Origin of the sequence: Ensifer sp. ENS07, assembly GCF_014852185.1 — a bacterium.
GTDB classification, from domain to species: Bacteria; Pseudomonadota; Alphaproteobacteria; order Rhizobiales; family Rhizobiaceae; genus Ensifer; species Ensifer adhaerens.
Map to the genome: position 1 here is coordinate 1 of NZ_JACVBE010000027.1, position 17,869 is coordinate 17,869.

Below are 17,869 nucleotides of genomic sequence, written 5' to 3' on the forward strand. Positions count from 1 at the left end.
CGTGGCCGCCGGATTATCGCGCTTCAATTGCCGCAAGAGCGTGTCGTCGCTGACCGGCATGCCGAGCCGATACATCAAGTGCTCTCCCGGACGACCGCCCATCGTGTACGGGACGAGCTGGTGTAACGCCACCTCGTCTTCTTATGGGCGCTCCACTTAACGCGCCCTGACTTGGACAGAATTCAAGCTTGCCGTCACGACAGTCCCCGTAGTGGGCCGCAGGCAGCTCGAAGTAAAGGTGATTGGCGCGGGTAGGACGTTTGCTGACCTTGCAGGTCATCTTAACTCCAAATGAAATGCTCGAGAAGCTTACGCTTCAAGCCGCAGGCACGAACCGGTCGACGTTCAAGGCAGCGAAGCACCTGAGCCTGCCCGGCTTATGCGCCGGGTCTATTTTTTACCGTGAACGTGACCGTGGGCCGCTCCATTCCGCGCCGGCTTCTTTCGCGGAGCCGGTGTCGGAGGTTCGCCGGCCTTCCCGTCAAGGTAAGGTTCAAGCGCCTCACGGACCGTCAGCTCCGGAAAGACCTGGCGGTCCATGATGTAGCCGCGCACGACGCTGCGATGATGCGCGTCGATGAGTTCCATCGCGGGCTTCAATCGACCCTTCTCCAGCAGTTCGATGACCTTGGCATGGTCGTCGAGAAGGTTGCAGTAATCGAAGTCCGCAGTGATCAATGAGCGTAGCAACGTCGTACGTCGAACCAGTTGGGCGTGGATGTCCTGCATCACTTTGTTGCGGCTCAGGCGCACAAAAACGGTATGGAATTCCTGACCTAGGACGTCGGCGAGCGCATCGTTACCTGCTGCCACTGCCTGTCGCTGCCGTTCTACGTGCTGGCGCAACTCGGCCCAGCCGGCAGGGCCAAGGCGGTTGCTCAACTGAGCCGCGACGCCCTGTTCGACAAGTGTAAGCGCATCGTAAATCTCCAGCGCGTCCTGCATGCTGGGGCGAGCGACAAAAGCGCCTCGATTGCGCTCGATCTGCGCCAGGCCGTCGTCGGCGACACGGATGAGCGCTTGACGGACCACAATGCGGCTGACGTCGAATACCTCAGAAAGCTCCCGCTCCCCGAGCTTGCAGCCAGGCACCAGCCTGTGATCGAGGATCGCTCGAGTCAACATGTCGGCAATGGCCTGCGAGCGGTTGCGCATGGCAATTCTCCTTACCGGCAGCGCCCTTACTAGGGCGGACCTACCCAGATTTCCTGCCCCGCAGACGGCGTTGCATACCCCGAATTCCGGTTTCTATATCGGTATTCAATCCTTGCAATCTGTCAATAAAAAATCTGGTTTGGGAATTCAATTTGTTATTGATTGATATCCAATCTTGTGTTTCCAATATGGACAGAGCTAGGTTCACGGGGAAGCGCTAGCCAACAGGGAGGATGCGATGAGCATGGCAGCCCTTTGTACCGATAGAGTTCTTCTCAACGACTGGCATGTCATCGCAGACTTGACGAATTTGGCGATCGACGCGCCCTTCCAAACACACCTCCTGGGCGTCGACCTCACCGTCTATCGCCGCGGGCGCTACGGTAGCGAAGTGATCCGCAACGACACCGGAGCCATGGTGAATGCAACGAGACGGTATGGCTTTCTCTGGGCTTGTCTCGGCACGCCCGAGCGAGAAATTGTCTTCGTGCCCGAAGCCGAGGAGCCGGACCGGCATCTGGTCACCGGCGGCTCGATCGCCGTTAAGGTCTCGGGGCTTCGCGCGGTCGAGAATTTCCTGGACATGGGCCACTTCCGATTCGTCCATACCGGCTGGCTCGGCGATGAACCACATACGGAGGTCGCGCCCTATAAGGTGGAGCTGACGCTCGCCGACGAGCTTGTCGCAACCGAATGCCAGTTCTACCAGCCGGTCGCCTCACCGACTGCCAGGGAAGGCTTCATCGTCGACTACGTCTACAAGGTGATCCGCCCCTACACGGTGGCACTCTACAAAAGCAATCCGGTGCAGAAGAACCGGCTCGACGTCATCACCCTGTTCGTCCAACCGGTAGATCAGGAAAATTGCGTTGCACATCCTTTCCTGACCTATCTCAAGGACGGGATCGAAGAAGCTGGAATCCGCAGCTTCATGCAACTGATCTTCGCTCAGGACAAACCGATCCTCGAGAACCAGGTGCCCAGGCGCCTGCCGCTAGATCCGCGCGCAGAAACGCCGGACGCCGTAGCGGTGTTGTATCGACGCTGGCTGCGCGACAAATCGGTGACCTACGGCGCAATACCAGCGCGGATGTGACCGCCCAGATTATAAAGGACATACACATGATTAACACGCGATGCACGGATCGGGTGATCCTCGATCTCTGGCACCCACTTGCCGCCTTGTCGGAAGTTGTGGCAGGTGTCGTTACAGAAACCGTTCTGCTAGAAGAGCCCGTTAGCTTCACGCTTGACGGCGACGGTAGCGCGGCCGTTTGGCGTAAGCGACCCGACATCGTCCAAGGCAGTCCAATCGACGTTGCAAGTGTCACCGACACGTTACCGCTCAAGCTCGCATATGGCTATATCTGGACGTCCCTCGGGAACCCGCCTGACGAACTGTTTCCTATCCCCGAGTTCGAAGAGACGGATCGGCGCAGACTGAATGCCGCCACCGTGGGGGTGAACGTGTCGGCGCCGCGGGCGATCGAGAATTTCCTCGACATGGGACATTTCCCGTATGTCCACACCGACATCCTCGGAGCCGAACCACACACTGAGGTAAAGGAATACGACGTCGAAATCTCCGTCGACCGCAACGAGATCTTGGCGACCCGATGCAGATTCTATCAGCCGATGGCTTCGGCTACGTCGGATGGCGGCGCCGATGTCGACTACGTCTACCGCGTGCCGCATCCTTATTGCTCGGTGCTCTACAAGTCGAGCCCAGTGGACGAAACTCGTCTCGATGTAATCGCCGTCTTCCTGCAGCCGGTCGACCAAGAACATGTCCGTGCGCACATGATGCTTTGTATCCTCGACGAAGAAAATGAGGACAAGGTCATCAAGCGCTTTCAGCAAACGATCTTCGGACAGGACAAACCGATCCTCGAGAACCAGTTTCCGAAACGGCTACCACTCGATCCACGCGCTGAAACGCCCATCCGGGCGGACAAGTCGGCCATCGCCTACCGCCGGTGGCTGAGCCAGAAAGGCGTGACATATGGGGTGATCCCCGCATCCACCTAAGCGCCCGCTTTCGCCCAAGCACGAAACCTTGTGAGAAACAAATGCTCGACCTAGCCAAATCCAGATGGCATCCCATCGCTGCAGCGACAGACCTTCCTTTGCGACATGTATTCCACGGCCAGTTGCTCGGCCGCGAATTCGCCGTTTGGCGCGCGGATGACGGACATGTCAACGTCTGGGAAAACCGGTGCCTGCACCGCGGAGTCCGCCTGTCGATCGGAATCAACGACGGCCGCGAGTTGAAGTGTCAATATCACGGCTGGCGCTATTCGAACCGCACCGCTGGCTGCACCTATATTCCTGCGCATCCAGCCGACGCCCCTGCCCGGACCATAACCAATCGTACCTTCGCCGCCATTGAACGATATGGCCTGGTCTGGTCCGCGGAAGAACCGCGTGACGGTGTGCCGGAAGTGTCCGGGTTCGCGGAGGCAGAGGTCTTGGTGCTCCGAGGCATCCCGGTCGACGCGCCAGCCAATGTCGTCGCAGCAAGGCTGAGCCGCTACCGCTTCCAACCTAACGGTAAGGTTGAAGGTAGGAACGCCGAAGTAGTGGTAGAAGCTTCGAACGGCTTTTCAGTGGTTCTGCGTTCCACCGAGGCTGGTTTCAGCACTCTCGCCGTGTTCTTCGTTCAGCCCGTTGATTCCAACCGATCGGTGATCCGCGGCGTCCTAGACAGCGGGGTGGCGGGATCTCAGCGCCTCGCTGTCCTGCGGCACCACGACGAACTCATCTCACGACTACGTCTGGCAATTGAAGCCGATGCTGCACGAGAACCCGCCCCGCCGCCGCTTGTGCCAATCATCGAACGTGTCTCCCCCGAGCTAGCCGAGATGCCCGATGAAGCCTTGCAGCATCGCAAGGCGACGATCCGAGTTGAAGTTGCGAGGAAGTGGCCGGCGGCGGACGGAATAGCCGGTTTCGAGCTTCGGCCCATCAAAGGAATTCTGCCAACCTTCCAGCCGGGCGCGCATATCGATGTGCACCTGCCCAACGGACTGATCCGGCAGTACTCGATCACCAACGGCCCGGGCGAGAGCGACAGATATGTCATCGGTGTCAAGCTGGAGCGAGATTCCAAAGGTGGATCGACCTGCCTGCATGACAGCGTACGCGCAGGCGACGTGCTGGCCATTTCGGAGCCGCGCAATAACTTTCCCCTGCGCCGCGATGCGGTAAAAACGATCTTCATCGCCGGCGGGATCGGCATAACACCGCTGCTGGCGATGGCACAGGCCCTCAACAACCAGAAACTCTCGCACGAGCTACACTATTTCGCGCAGAATGAAGATCAGCTCGCATTTCCCGAACGTTTGCGAGCGCTTGGCAGCTCACTAGTACCGCATCTCGGCCTAGCGCCCGATCAGACTGTCGCCAGGCTACGAGAACTTCTCAGCGGCTACGCACCGGATATGCATGTATATCTCTGTGGTCCCGGGCCGATGCTGGAGGCTGCGCGCAACGTCGCTTCCGAACTGGGTTGGCCCGACGCGTCCGTGCATTTCGAGTACTTCAAAAACACTAATGTCATAGACGACAGTACGAGTTTCGAGGTCGCTCTCGCGCGCTCCTGCATGACGCTTACCGTTCCCGCCGGGCGAACGATCCTGGAGGTAATGCGTGAAGCCGGCATTGACATGCCTTCGTCCTGCGAACAAGGCGCGTGCGGCACCTGCCTAGCAACGGTCATCGAAGGCGAGCCCGACCACCAGGACGTCTATCTCAACGAAGTCGAACGCAAGTCGGGCACGAGGATCATGACTTGCGTATCCCGCGCCAAGTCCGCGCGGCTTGTGCTCGATCTTTAGGAGTTTGTTTTATGATTACTCTCTACGACTACGAGCTGTCCGGCAACTGTTACAAGCTGCGCCTCCTGATGGGCATGCTCGGCATAAACTGGAAAACGATTCCCATCGACTTTTACCCGGGTCGGGAGCACAAATCGGAATGGTTCCTTCGCGTTAATCCGCTCGGTCAGCTCCCCGTCATCGAGGACGAGGGCCTCGTCCTACGCGACGCCCAGGCAATCCTGGTCTATCTCGCGTCGAGATACGATCCTGCAGGAACTTGGTATCCACGCGACGATCCGTCTCTTCTCGGCGAGATCAGCCAGTGGCTCGCGTTCGCCGACGCTATCACGGGCACTGCCTCGGCCGCTCGGCTGCACGACGCTCTGTTCTACGACTTCGACGTCGACACTGCCCGCGCTGGTGCCCATCGGCTGTTCCGCATCCTAGACCAGCACCTTTGGTTCGGCGAGCAGGTGGGGCGGGACTGGATCTGTTCTTCGGCCCACCCGACGATCGCGGACATCGCCTGTTTTCCATACATCATGCTGTCGGAAGAAGGAGGCATTTCACGACAGGACTATCCGGCCATCCGCCGTTGGTGTGATCGGGTCAAGCGCATTCCGGGTTTTACCGTGATGTCGGGCGTGTTTCCAGCAGGACCGGCTAAGGCGGCTTGATGTCAACTGATTAAAGGCCGCGCCGCAGCGCTCGGCCATGTTCCACTTGGGAGTTATACAAATATGAAGACTCGTGCCGCCGTTGCCGTACAAGCCGGCAAACCGTTGGAGATCATGGAGGTTGACCTCGAAGGTCCTCGGGCCGGTGAAGTGCTAATTGAGGTGAAAGCCACCGGCATCTGCCACACTGACGACTTCACGCTTTCGGGTGCCGATCCGGAAGGCCTGTTCCCGGCGATCCTCGGTCATGAGGGTGCCGGCATCGTCGTCGACGTCGGTCCGGGCGTGACCTCGGTGAAGAAGGGCGACCACGTCATTCCGCTTTACACGCCGGAATGCCGCCAATGCTACTCGTGTCTCAGCCAGAAAACCAACCTCTGCACCGCGATCCGCTCGACGCAAGGTCAAGGCCTGATGCCGGATGGCACCTCCCGCTTCTCGATCGGCAAGGACAAAATCCACCATTACATGGGCTGCTCGACCTTCGCCAACTACACGGTGCTGCCGGAAATCGCCGTCGCCAAGGTCAACCCGAACGCCGCCTTCGACAAGATTTGCTACATCGGCTGCGGCGTCACCACCGGCATCGGCGCGGTCATCAACACCGCGAAGGTGGAGATGGGCTCGACCGCGATCGTCTTCGGCCTTGGCGGTATCGGCCTCAATGTGCTGCAGGGCCTGCGCCTCGCGGGTGCCGACATGATCATCGGCGTCGACATCAACCCCGACCGAAAGGAATGGGGCGAGAAGTTCGGCATGACGCATTTCGTCAACGCCAAGGAAGTCGGAGACGACATTGTGCCCTTCCTTGTCAACATGACGAAGCGGAATGGCGACCTGATCGGTGGTGCAGACTACACCTTCGACTGCACCGGCAATACCAAGGTGATGCGCCAGGCGCTGGAATCTGCGCACCGCGGCTGGGGCAAGTCGGTGGTCATCGGCGTTGCGGGCGCGGGCCAGGAAATCTCCACCCGGCCCTTCCAGCTCGTCACCGGTCGCCAGTGGATGGGTACTGCCTTTGGTGGCGCACGCGGCCGCACCGATGTGCCCAGGATTGTCGACTGGTACCTGGAGGGTAAGATTCAGATCGACCCGATGATCACCCACACCATGCCGCTCGAAGAGATCAACAAAGGCTTCGAACTGATGCATTCCGGCGAAAGCATCCGTGGGGTCGTAGTTTATTGAGTTTCACAAACCAGTCAGCCGCTTTCGCTCCTACCCCGAAAGTCGGTTTCTCCTGGCTGGTGTGCGCCGGTGTGAGAAGCATGCTCCTCCAGCCCTGCTTCTCGCACCGGCGATTAATCGGAGATCCTCGATGCAAAACAACTTGAATACCATTTCCGTCTGGAAGTCTTTCGGTGGCATGCAGGGCGTGTACAGCCACCACTCCGAACAATGTGCGTGCGAGATGACCTTCTCCGTGTTCATCCCTCCGACGGCGGTCCACCATCCTTGCCCGGTGCTCTGGTACCTCTCGGGATTAACGTGTTCACATGCCAACGTCACCGAAAAAGGAGAATTCCGCGAAGCAGCGGCGGCTCTGGGCCTGATCATTGTTTGTCCAGACACCAGTCCGCGGGGCCCCCATGTTCCCGACGACGCGGATAACTGGCAGTTCGGTATCGGCGCAGGCTTCTATCTTGATGCAACCGAAGCGCCGTACTCGGCCAACTACAGAATGTATTCTTACCTGACGCTGGAGCTGCCCGCGCTTGTGGCTGCCAACTTTCCGGTTGACGTAGCTCGACAGGGCATATTTGGCCACTCTATGGGAGGGCATGGTGCGATGACTATCGCCCTCAAGAACCCTGAGCGCTACAGGAGCTGCTCGGCCTTCGCTCCGATCGTGCAGCCGATGACGGCGGATTGGTCCAAGCCGGCGCTTCGAAGATATCTGGGTCCGGATGAAAGGTCCTGGCGAAACTATGATACCACTGCTTTGATCGAAGGGGGACATCGCTTCTCCGAGTTTTTCGTCGATCAGGGCGAGGCTGACAGTTTTTTGTCGAGCGGACTTCGCCCTTGGTTGCTGACTGCAGCATGCGACACGGCGGGAATCCCGCTGAACCTTCGAATGCACGAAGGCTACGATCACTCATATTACTTTATCTCTACTTTTATGGGAGATCATCTGGCCTGGCACGCCGAGAGACTAAAATGAGGAAACTATCGCGCTCGCGCACAGCAGGCCGAACAGGCGGCCGACGTCGGCGCTGAAGGCCGACGGCCACTGCCCGCAGGCTCGCCGTTTCTCGGCAAACGCTGAAGCCACAGAGGCGTCAACCTTGTCATAGCGCTTGTTTGCCTGAAACGGGGGAGCTACGAGCAAGGCCCTACACCGCTGCTGCAAATCTAGACCAGTGAAATGTGAGATAGCCCTTGGTTGGAGAATGCAGTCGTCCAATAATGGAACGCCCCATTTCTGCGATCAAGGCTCCGCGTCGTTGGCCACCGCTTTAGGCCGATCACGGCTCTGAATCCTTCAGTTCCGAAGCTGAGTTTTCGCGCGCATTGCCGCCAACATCGATGCGGAGATTTTTGTCGCCTACGTCGGGAATTACAAGCTGTGTGGATTCGCAAGCGAACACTGATGCAAGCCGCCCCGCCCCTGTGTCGGCGTGGCCTATATACGGGCTTCACATATCGATATCTCTTTATTTTAAAAGCGAAAAAGCGACGACGCTCCAGGTGAAAACTTGTTGATTGACATCCAAACCTGTGGTCGATTTTGGATGCGGAGCCGGTGCGCGAGAAGCTTTCCCATCGGTGGGAGTTTCCGCTGGGCACCCCAGCTGGCCGCCGACGTGCTGGACTGGCTGTTAACGCGGAACTTTTAGCAGTGCGTATTTACCCACGAAAGTTTGACGGAGTGTGCGCTCCGTACTCAATAGAGGAGAGGCCAATGCACCACATCTCAATTCACCCAACATTAGATTCAGGATTTAAAGCGACGGACGCCGACTTCGCCGGCGGCACACTTGTTTGCGACTGCGCGAGCAATCCCGTGAGGGTCCGCGTCACGGGTGACATCGCCCACAATCACGCCTGCGGCTGCACGAAATGCTGGAAGCCGACGGACGCGGTGTTCTCGGTGGTCGCCGTGGCGCCGACGGAAAAGCTGGATGTCCTCGAAAACGGCGACAAGCTCGTTATCGTGGACCCTCTGGCCCTCATTCAACGCCACGCGTGCAAGGACTGCGGGGTGCACATGTACGGTCCGGTGGAACGCGATCATCCCTTCGAGGGCCTGTCCTTCGTCCATCCTGAACGCTTCGAGGAGGCCGGTTGGGCGAAGCCCGGCTTTGCCGCCTTTGTCTCCTCGATCATCGAAAGCGGCTACGATCCTAAAGGCATGGAGAGTGTGCGAGCCCGCCTACGCGAGCTGGGAATGGAACCCTACGACTGCCTAAACCCTGGCCTAATGGACTACATCGCCACCTGGACGGCCAAAAGGCAAGCTGCAGGCACACCATAAGGCCCCTCGACCGAACGGGACTTGATCCGCTGGCCAGGGTGTGGCGATGCCTGGCCAGTAACCACGTTTTTAGGTCTTGTCGTCATCTGAGTAGAAGGAGATGTCGTTCGCAGCTTCAGCTATATCGCTCGAAAGCCAATAACCATTCCCCGCGCGAACCTCACGAGGCGGCTTGCCATACCGCTCCGAAATCTGCCTCGAAAGGTGGAACTGGTTTTTGTAGCCGCAGCGATACGCAATCTCAGATAAGGAGAAGTCGCTTTGTAGCAACATCGAATGGGCCTGGACCGCACGAGTTTGCCATAGGTATCTGACCGGGGTCAGTCCTAAATGCCGTCGAAACGATGACACAAGGTGCTGAGGTGTAACGCCGACCAGAGCAGCGAGCCTGTCCAATGTAATTTGCTTTTCGTAATTCTCCTCAATGTAGAATCGAGCGCGCTGCACCGAGCGCGGGATTTGCCGCTCCTCCTCGGATAGCTGTGCCTCATGGAAAAACGCCATGAATAGGGACTCTCCCAGCGCGTTTCGGAGCATATTCAGATTGTGTCCGGAGCCGGAGCCCAGCTCAACGCCCATACGCTGAATGGCCTCGATCCGTTGACTAAACGCCAACTGCGGGGGAAGCGAACGTAGGCGCGCCGCGTCGATCTCCGTCAGGTCCGCAGCATATCCCTCGCACCAGCTCACCCGCGTCGTCCGTCCCTCGGGGTATAGAAACTCGATTGATCGTTCGTTCCGGAAAAAGCTGCATCTGCGTGACGTAACTGTTCGAACTTCGCCGTCGCAGATGACCTTTGCCCTTCCTTCGTGCACCAGCAGCAAGGTGTGGTAACGGTCGCGCAGAGGGCCATAAATGCCACCAGCGGGATAGATGGCTTCACCGAATGCAAAACCTCGGTGACCCTCTAGAATACCGCGCATTCGCTCCTCCCAAATACATGGTTATTAACAGCGCGCCGGACGCAGTGGAAGCAGGCCTTAACTGCAGATATCCGAATACGGCAGCCAGACATTCTCAAATGCGGACACCACACGGATAGTGCCTTTTATCAAAAGGTCGCACTGCCTCAGTGTAAGTTGAATGTCAAAGGGAGATTTATAGTGTTTCTGCCGACTGATAGTTCGAAGAAAAAAAGCCCCCTGCCGGACGGTTGCACTTTTTCTGAAAGTGATTGGAATATTCTCGCGTCATTCTGGCACCCCGTGGCCTTCGTTCACGAAATTGGCGAGAGCCCGGTTCGAGCCAAACTGCTCGATGTCGATTTGGTTCTTTATCGAACATCCGACGGAATCACTGTCGCGCGGGATCTCTGTCCGCACAGGGGAACGAGGATCAGCGCAGGATGGATGTCCGACGGTCAGATCGTCTGCCCCATGCACGGACTGCATTTCAAGGGCGATGGCAGCTGTTCAAAAATACCGTCTATCGCGAACTCTGAAGGTAAGGTACCGCTGCGGCTGAGGCTGGAGGTATACGCATCAGTCGAGCGGTACGGTATCGTATGGACCTGCCTGAAAGGCGATCCAATCTGGCAACTGCCGGACTGGGAGGGAATCTCGAATCCCGATCTCAAGAAGGTGTATGTGCCGAGTGGTACCTGGCACGCCGCCGCGAGCCGACATGTCGAGAATTTCAACGACGTGGCGCACTTCCCTTGGGTTCACACGCAGAGTTTCGGGGGCGGGACGGCTGATCCCATCCCTCCCTATGACGTCGACCAAACGGCTTATGGGCTTCGGTTCGAACTCCCCTATCGGGAGGGTTTCAATCGCTTCAACGACGGCGTCGCGGGTGACGAGCGCGACGTCGTTTACACTTACGAGCTCACTTATCCCTTTTCTACGATTATCAAGATCGACCCCAAGGGCTCTGACTACGTGATCTACTTCGCCGATACGGTTTGCCCGGTCTCGGCGCGCGAAACTCGTATCTTCCAGTTGATGACCGATACGACGGGCGACCCTGACGCTGAATATTGGATTAAGGACGCGCTCCTTATCAACGATGAAGACAAGCCTATGGTCGAGGAGCAACGCCCGGAGGATTTGCCGCTAGACCTCACAGAAGAGATTCATGTGCCCTCCGACCGCATGTCTCTGGAATATCGGCGTGGTCTGGTGAGACATTTCGGATTGGGTGCTCCGTTTGCCAGTTAACTCGATAGATGCCGAGTGGCGACTTACGCCTCGACGCGAATGTGATCCAGCCAAGAACCAAGAAGGCGTCCTCGAATATGAACTCATTAGCACCCGTCAGAGTGAAGGGAGATAAGCTAGTCGCTTCCGAGACGATAAAGGTCAGGTTGGTCAGGAGGTGGTACTGCGCAGACGACACGATGGCATTTGAGTTCGTAGCAAACGACGGCCAGGAACTGCCCCCCTTCACCGCGGGATCGCATGTCGATGTACACCTTCCAGGGAAAATGGTCCGACAGTATTCGCTATGGAACGATCCCACCGAACGCCACCGGTATTGTCTTGGGGTGCTACGCGACTGGACCGGCCGAGGCGGCTCCATCGCCATGCATGCGATGAAAGTCGGCGATGTGCTCGAGTTCGGAAGCCCTCGGAATGCGTTCGAATTGATCGAGGACGCTTCTCACTATCTCCTGCTAGCGGGCGGCATCGGAATTACGCCGATCCTCTCGATGGCGGCGAGGTTGGCGTCAGCGAACAAGCCGTTCGAGCTGCATTACTGTGGTCGAACAGCTTCTCGAATGGCCTTCAGAGAGGAACTTACACAAGGTCCCTTTCGGGACAAAGTGCACCTCCATTTCGACGATGGCCCCACCGACCAAAAGCTTGATCTCGCAAACCTCCTCTCCCGTCGACGAGATGACGCACGTCTCTATGCATGCGGTCCCGCCGGATTCCTCGACGCCGTCTCGTCCAACGCACGAGCGGCTTGGCCGGATGAAGCCGTTCATCAAGAGCGGTTCGCGATAGAAAAGCCGACGGCCGGTATGGGCGACGCTTCGTTCAAAGTCCGGCTGGCGCAAGACGGGCGCTCCTTCGACGTGCAACCGGGCCGTACGATCGTGGAAGTGCTTGCCGAACACGGCGTGGACGTTCCCGTTTCGTGCGAGCAAGGGATTTGCGGGACGTGTATGACCCGCGTCGTCTCGGGGCTCCCCGACCACCGAGATCACGTCCTTACAGAGAAGCAGAGGGCGGCTGGAAATGTCATCACACCTTGCTGCTCTCGTTCTATCAGCGAGGAGCTTGTCCTGGATTTGTGACGAATTGCACTCGCCTCAAAAACTCTGCACGACCACCACGCAGCATTCAAAAATATAACAAAAGTGGTGGTCTTAGAATACACGGCGCTTGCGTGCCGAAAAAGGAAGAGCAGTAGTCGGTAATATCCTCATAAAACCAGAGGGAAAGGGAAAATACCATGTTACTGGGAGTCAAATACTTTGCAATCGCTGCACTTGCGATATGCACCCTGCTGTTCACTACAGCGAGAGACTCGATAGCGTCGGAGCCCACTCAGCTCAACATCGCCGTAATCCTGTCTGCCGGAATCGACAACGGCTGGGACGGAACTCTGATGCAAGCTTTTGAGCGGGTAAGAGACGCAAAGCCTCACAGACTTGAAATAAAGTGGAAGTACACGGATCCGTTGTGGGGTGACGACGCCGGAGACGCTATGCGTCTGTTCGCGGAGAGCGGCCAGTATGACATCATCTGGGCGCACAGCACATTTTCGGACCAGGTGAAAAAGCTAAAGGACGAGTTTCCAGATATACTTTTCGTCGTGGTCGGGTCCGGCAATGAGGGTTTGGGCGGAAACCAATACTGGCTGTACAAGAGGGTGCACGAACCCGCGTATGTCCTCGGTTACATCGCCGGCAAATTGACACAGTCCGCCAAACTAGGCGCCGTGGCAACCTTTCCTGCAGACGACGTGAACGACGAAATCAATGCGTTTTTCGCCGGGGCGAAATCAGTGAACAGCAAGATCACGCGATCCGTGGCGTTCATCGAGTCCTGGTACGACCCTGCAAAAGCCGGAGAATTTACCGCCGCGCAAATTGCGACCGGCGCAGACTTTATCCTGCAGCTTACCAGCAACTTCAAAGCGTGCGAAGCTGCGCGGATTCTCTGTTTCGGTAACTTCCAAGATCAGAACTCGTTTTCCCCGTCCACGGTTCTCTCGAGCGCGGTTGCCCTTTGGGATCCAGATATCCAGTGGATTATCGAAGAGTGGTGGAGCCACAAGGCTCTTGGGAAGCCTTACGCTGGAAACACGAGCGCGCGATGGTTCTCGATGAGGGAAGGTGGGACGACAGTTGCGCCATTCCACGGACTTGCGGACAGATTGCCGGCCGACTTCCGTAACGAGGTGGAAAAGCTCACCGCTAGCATCGTCGACGGCTCCTTCCAGGTCCGTATCGACACGGCTGATCCGCGTACTGCGGACTGACCCTCTTGAAGCAAGTGGCCGCGGATCGACGTTGCGGCCACAGCTCCTCAACAAAGGTTTATGAGCCATGTCGAACAGCGCATTACATGTAATGGGGCTGACGAAGCGTTTCGCAAACACCAAAGCGAACGACAACGTCTCGTTTGATCTTCGAACCGGCGAGGTCCACTGTCTCTTCGGAGAAAATGGAGCCGGAAAATCTACTCTCTCCTCCTGTATTTTTGGCCTCTACCAAGCCGATGAAGGCGAGATCTTCGTCCAAGGAAAAAGGGCGCATATCGCTTCTCCCGTAGACGCCATAGCAAACGGGATTGGCATGGTACATCAGCACTTCGTGCTCGTCCCTGAATTTACCGTGCTTGAAAATATCGTGGTCGGCACCGACCGAGGAGGTTGGCGGCTCGACATTCAAAAAGCGCGCGGAAAAATCGACGGAATCTGCAAGGCTTATGGCATCGACATCAATCTCGACGCATATGTCTGGGAACTGCCGGTCGGCCGTCAGCAATGGGTCGAGATTTTGAAGGCGCTCTATCTGGACGCCCGGATCCTGATTCTTGACGAACCGACGGCCGTCCTGACCCCTGCGGAATCCGCTGTGCTTTTCCGCATAATCAAAGAGATGTGTGACCGCGGACTATCGATCATACTTATCAGCCATAAGCTGGTCGAAGTCATGCAATCCGACCGCGTCACCGTGCTGCGCAAAGGCAAGGTCGTCGCCACAGTCGACACGAAGAGCACTTCCGCTCAGGAACTCTCGAAGTTGATGGTTGGGCGGGACGTCTGCTTCAACGTCGAAAAGAGCGCCCTTCAAAAAGGGTCGACGATCTTGGACGTTCGAGGACTTTCCGCCTTAGGCCGTTGGAGGGAGTTCCTTCTGAAGGACGTGACTTTTTCAGTCGCCCGCCACGAGATCCTTGGGATCGCTGGGGTGGCCGGCAACGGACAGAAGGAATTGTTCGAGATTTTGTCCGGCGCGAGGGAGGCGTCGAGCGGAACAATCACGTTCAAAGACGAGAACGTAACCGCTATGTCTCCACGCCAGCTTATGGATCGCGGCATAGGGCATATCCCGGATGACCGCTTCCGCGAGGGCTTGGTCCCGGAATTCAGCGTAGCAGAAAACTTGATCCTGGGGTGGCAACGAGACCCGCGCTATCGGCGTCGCGCGGCTATCGATCGCCAGGCGGTGCGACGCCTCGCAACGGAGATGATAGCGAAGTACCAGATCGCAACTCCCAACGAAACCGTGCCCGTGGGACGCCTGTCTGGCGGGAACGCCCAGAAGGTTATCCTTGCGCGCGAATTTCTGAACGCTTCGGGACTTATCCTGGCCAACCAACCCACGAGGGGGCTGGATGTGGGCGTCATCGAATACGTGCAAAAGCTTCTTCTGCAAAAACGCGAAGAAGGATTTGCGATAGTCCTCGCATCCGAGGAGTTGAGCGACCTGTTCAATCTCGCGGATCGAATAATTGTGATGTTCAAAGGTGAACTGGTCGGAGTTGCGGATCCGAAGTGTACCTCTGTTTCCGAGGTGGGCAGAATGATGGCGGGTCAGCGGAAGGACTGTCGTGGTGATTAGTTGGCAAAAGAGAGTGAAAGTATCCAAAATGCGCACGGTCGCTACGTATGTAGGCGCGATCCTGATCGGCCTCGTCGCGGCCGCGCTTCTGATCGCGTCTACCGGCGCTGACGTCAGGCAAGTTTTCAGCGCCCTGCTTCAAGGAGCCTTCGGTTCACCGAAGGCACTTGCGTCGACATTGGTGAAGGCAACGCCTTTGATCCTGACGGGACTCGCTGCGATGATAGCGTTTCGCGCTCAATTGTGGAGCATCGGACAGGAAGGGCAGGTAGTCGGCGGCGCGATGGGGGCCTACCTGGGTGTCCAGATGCTCGGGGAAATGCCCAGCTACTTGCTGATTCCGGGGGCCTTGCTGATCGGCCTGGCTGCCGGCGTGGCGCTTGGGTGGGTTGCAGGCGTCCTGCGAAACCGTTTTTCGGTCAACGAGATCATATCAACAGTGATGTTGAACTACCTCGTCGTGTATTTCTTATCCTGGCTGCTTCAGGGAGGACCTTGGGGCGAACGTGGCGGAACGGTCTCTTATCACCAGTCGCCTACTTTGCCCGGCACCGCATTTATGCCCCACATCGGGGACAGCCGACTGCATGTTGCCGTCGCGCTTCCGTTCCTGCTTGCCGCTGCCTGTGCATGGGTGGTGGCGAGAACTCCTTTCGGGCTTGAGGTCCGTGGCCTTGGCTTGAATGCGGAAGCGCTTCGACACAAGGGCGTCGATATCCGAAAGACAGCTCTGGCCGTGCTGATGATAAGCGGTGCGTTTGCCGCGCTCGCCGGGGCCATAGAATTGCTCGCAGTCGGTCATCGCCTACGCGCAGATAGCCTAGTGGGTCTGGGTTATGCGGGCATCATAGTTGCCATGATCGGAGGGCTCACTCCATGGGGCACGGTCGTCGCAGGCGTGTTCTTCGGCGGACTTGCCAGCGGGGCCGTCTACATGCGTGTACTTGGCGACGTCCCAGCAGCTCTGGTGCCTGCAATTCAAGGAATCATGCTTTTTCTAATTTTGGGTGCGTCGGTTTCAGCGCGCTACAGCATAAGGTGGGGAGCCGCGCGATGAATTACCTGTTCAGTGAAGCGATCCTTCTGAGTATCTTCGCTGCCACCATACGAATACTCACGCCACTCCTCCTTTCAGCAATGGGCGAGCTCGTCATTCAGCGCTCCGGTACCTGGAACATGGGCGTGGAGGGAACAATGTTGTCTGGTGCCTTCGTGGCATATTTTATCGTGACTTATACGGGTTCACTCTGGTCCGCGGTGATGGTCGCGATAGTCGCCGGTGCTTTGGCGGGTGCATTGATTGCCTTTATGACGGCCGTAATGCGCGTAGATCATTTCATTACGGGGCTGGGGTTCAATCTTCTCGCCAGCGGCCTGACCCTCTACTGCTTTCAAAGCTATATACAGGGGCGAGCACAACCCACGTTTTCCGGATTCGAAGACGTGCCGATCCCTCTACTTTCAGCCATTCCCTATCTTGGACCAGTGCTGTTTGTGCAGCCTGCCTTGACCTATCTCGGCTTTCTCATTGTTCCAGGTGTTTGGTTTTTCCTTTACCGAACGCGATACGGTCTGGAACTCAGGTGTCTCGGAGAAAACCCGAAATCACTGGACGTCAAAGGATTGAACGTCGCCGCTCGACAGACCCTAGCGCTTGTATCTGGCAGTGCCTTGACCGCGCTCGGCGGGGCGTTCTTGATGCTGGCCTCGTCCGATCGATTTGTTGCGGATTTCACGGCAGGCAGGGGCTGGATCGTTATCGTGGCGCTGATAGCCGGGAATTGGAGGCCGGGCGGCGTGTTTGTGGCCGTAGCAGCCTTTGCGTTCCTCGAAGCACTTGCCACTCATATGCAGGTCGTCGGCCTGGCGGTACCACACCAAGCTCTTCTGGCCCTGCCGTATCTGGCTTCGATCATCATCCTGATGAGCCTACGGTTTCGCAGCGGTCAGCCAGCCAAGTTGGGGGTACCTTACCTTCGCGAGTAGCCCCGATTAAGAGCTCGTGCCCGCGTCCAACTCATCATCCCTCCACGGAGATACACGGTTGTTCACGTCCAAGAGGAGAGTGGTCATAATTATCTGCGCCGGAGAGCAGGCTTCCGGAATGCTATGAGTTGCTCCGGCCTCAATCGCTTTTGATGCACGGCCGAAGAAAAAGAGGCCCCGCCGTGGGAGGCGGGGCTAGGTTAGTGCCCATTGTCGTTTGGCACTTAATCAGGTTCTGCCTAAATTTCTGTGGTTAACAGAGTGTTAGCGCCACGACTGCTATCTGCGGGGATGCGAGCGCAATTGAAATGGTCACCCAGCCCAGAAATTCTGGGTATCACCCTTCAAGATGAAGAAAACTGGGTTGTTTCTGCTGCTGCGAAACCTGTCGGTATCTGCCCGGATTGTGGAACGCGAAGCCGGCATCGGCACGGCTGGCACAAACGCCGCCTCCAGGACTTGCCTGTTCAAGGTCAAGTTGTGAGAATCAGACTCGCACTGAACCGGTGGCAGTGTAGACACCGGAAATGCGGGCGACGAACCTTCACCGACAGGTTGCCCGAGATTGCTTCACCCTACATGCGACGAACTGAACGGATGGCTGAAATTGTGGACTTGGTTGGCCACAGGATGGGCGGTCGTCCGGGAGAGCACTTGATGCATCGGCTCGGCATGCCGGTCAGCGACGACACGATCTTGCGGCAATTGAAGCGCGGTAATCCGGCGTCCATA

16 protein-coding genes are annotated in these 17,869 nt (G+C 57.5%); 14 read left to right on the forward strand and 2 right to left on the reverse strand.

Annotated features, from left to right (window positions below):
- Nucleotides 1-390: 390 nt before the first annotated feature.
- Nucleotides 391-1,155 carry a GntR family transcriptional regulator gene (locus IB277_RS36900; RefSeq protein ID WP_192373276.1) on the reverse strand — a complete coding sequence of 255 codons (765 nt, stop codon included), beginning with the start codon at nucleotides 1,153-1,155 and terminating at the stop codon, nucleotides 391-393.
- 238 nt (nucleotides 1,156-1,393) lie between these two features.
- Here IB277_RS36900 and IB277_RS36905 point away from each other — a divergent pair, with 238 nt between their 5' ends.
- From IB277_RS36905 to gfa, 7 genes are all read left to right on the forward strand, one after another.
- Complete coding sequence (locus IB277_RS36905) at nucleotides 1,394-2,251, forward strand: aromatic ring-hydroxylating dioxygenase subunit alpha (RefSeq protein ID WP_192373278.1); 858 nt, start codon at nucleotides 1,394-1,396, stop codon at nucleotides 2,249-2,251.
- Between the two features lie 26 nt (nucleotides 2,252-2,277).
- Nucleotides 2,278-3,183 (forward strand): aromatic ring-hydroxylating dioxygenase subunit alpha, encoded by a 906-nt coding sequence (locus IB277_RS36910; RefSeq protein ID WP_192373280.1) that lies wholly within the window; start codon nucleotides 2,278-2,280, stop codon nucleotides 3,181-3,183.
- Between the two features lie 41 nt (nucleotides 3,184-3,224).
- Nucleotides 3,225-4,991: a Rieske 2Fe-2S domain-containing protein gene (locus IB277_RS36915; RefSeq protein WP_192373282.1), complete on the forward strand. Its 1,767-nt coding sequence runs from the start codon at nucleotides 3,225-3,227 to the stop codon at nucleotides 4,989-4,991.
- A gap of 11 nt (nucleotides 4,992-5,002) precedes the next feature.
- Nucleotides 5,003-5,650 (forward strand): glutathione S-transferase family protein, encoded by a 648-nt coding sequence (locus IB277_RS36920; RefSeq protein WP_192373284.1) that lies wholly within the window; start codon nucleotides 5,003-5,005, stop codon nucleotides 5,648-5,650.
- Nucleotides 5,651-5,713: 63 nt separating this feature from the next.
- Entirely contained in the window at nucleotides 5,714-6,841 is a 1,128-nt protein-coding gene (locus tag IB277_RS36925) for an S-(hydroxymethyl)glutathione dehydrogenase/class III alcohol dehydrogenase (protein WP_192373286.1), read from the forward strand.
- A gap of 130 nt (nucleotides 6,842-6,971) precedes the next feature.
- Nucleotides 6,972-7,817 carry an S-formylglutathione hydrolase gene (gene fghA, locus IB277_RS36930; RefSeq protein ID WP_192373288.1) on the forward strand — a complete coding sequence of 282 codons (846 nt, stop codon included), beginning with the start codon at nucleotides 6,972-6,974 and terminating at the stop codon, nucleotides 7,815-7,817.
- Nucleotides 7,818-8,558: 741 nt separating this feature from the next.
- Complete coding sequence (gene gfa / locus IB277_RS36935; protein WP_192373290.1) at nucleotides 8,559-9,131, forward strand: S-(hydroxymethyl)glutathione synthase; 573 nt, start codon at nucleotides 8,559-8,561, stop codon at nucleotides 9,129-9,131.
- Between the two features lie 69 nt (nucleotides 9,132-9,200).
- Here gfa and IB277_RS36940 read toward each other — a convergent pair whose 3' ends face one another.
- Nucleotides 9,201-10,055, reverse strand: a complete 855-nt coding sequence (locus IB277_RS36940) for a helix-turn-helix domain-containing protein (RefSeq protein WP_192373292.1) — start codon at nucleotides 10,053-10,055, stop codon at nucleotides 9,201-9,203.
- A gap of 180 nt (nucleotides 10,056-10,235) precedes the next feature.
- Between IB277_RS36940 and IB277_RS36945 the strand changes: the two genes are divergently transcribed.
- From IB277_RS36945 to IB277_RS36975, 7 genes are all read left to right on the forward strand, one after another.
- The gene (locus IB277_RS36945) at nucleotides 10,236-11,291 is read left to right on the forward strand and encodes a Rieske 2Fe-2S domain-containing protein (protein ID WP_192373294.1); all 1,056 of its coding nucleotides are present in this window, start codon (nucleotides 10,236-10,238) and stop codon (nucleotides 11,289-11,291) included.
- A gap of 77 nt (nucleotides 11,292-11,368) precedes the next feature.
- Nucleotides 11,369-12,373, forward strand: a complete 1,005-nt coding sequence (locus IB277_RS36950) for a PDR/VanB family oxidoreductase (protein WP_192373296.1) — start codon at nucleotides 11,369-11,371, stop codon at nucleotides 12,371-12,373.
- Nucleotides 12,374-12,531: 158 nt separating this feature from the next.
- Complete coding sequence (locus IB277_RS36955; RefSeq protein ID WP_192373297.1) at nucleotides 12,532-13,563, forward strand: BMP family protein; 1,032 nt, start codon at nucleotides 12,532-12,534, stop codon at nucleotides 13,561-13,563.
- 67 nt (nucleotides 13,564-13,630) lie between these two features.
- Nucleotides 13,631-15,151, forward strand: a complete 1,521-nt coding sequence (locus IB277_RS36960) for an ABC transporter ATP-binding protein (protein ID WP_192373299.1) — start codon at nucleotides 13,631-13,633, stop codon at nucleotides 15,149-15,151.
- A 28-nt stretch (nucleotides 15,152-15,179) separates the two neighbouring features.
- Complete coding sequence (locus tag IB277_RS36965) at nucleotides 15,180-16,208, forward strand: ABC transporter permease (RefSeq protein WP_210339729.1); 1,029 nt, start codon at nucleotides 15,180-15,182, stop codon at nucleotides 16,206-16,208.
- Nucleotides 16,205-17,137 (forward strand): ABC transporter permease, encoded by a 933-nt coding sequence (locus tag IB277_RS36970; protein WP_192373301.1) that lies wholly within the window; start codon nucleotides 16,205-16,207, stop codon nucleotides 17,135-17,137. The genes IB277_RS36965 and IB277_RS36970 overlap by 4 nt, the downstream gene beginning before the upstream one ends.
- 291 nt (nucleotides 17,138-17,428) lie before the next feature.
- Nucleotides 17,429-17,869, forward strand: a 441-nt coding sequence (locus IB277_RS36975; RefSeq protein WP_192373305.1) for a transposase family protein, incomplete at its 3' end; no start/stop codon positions are given.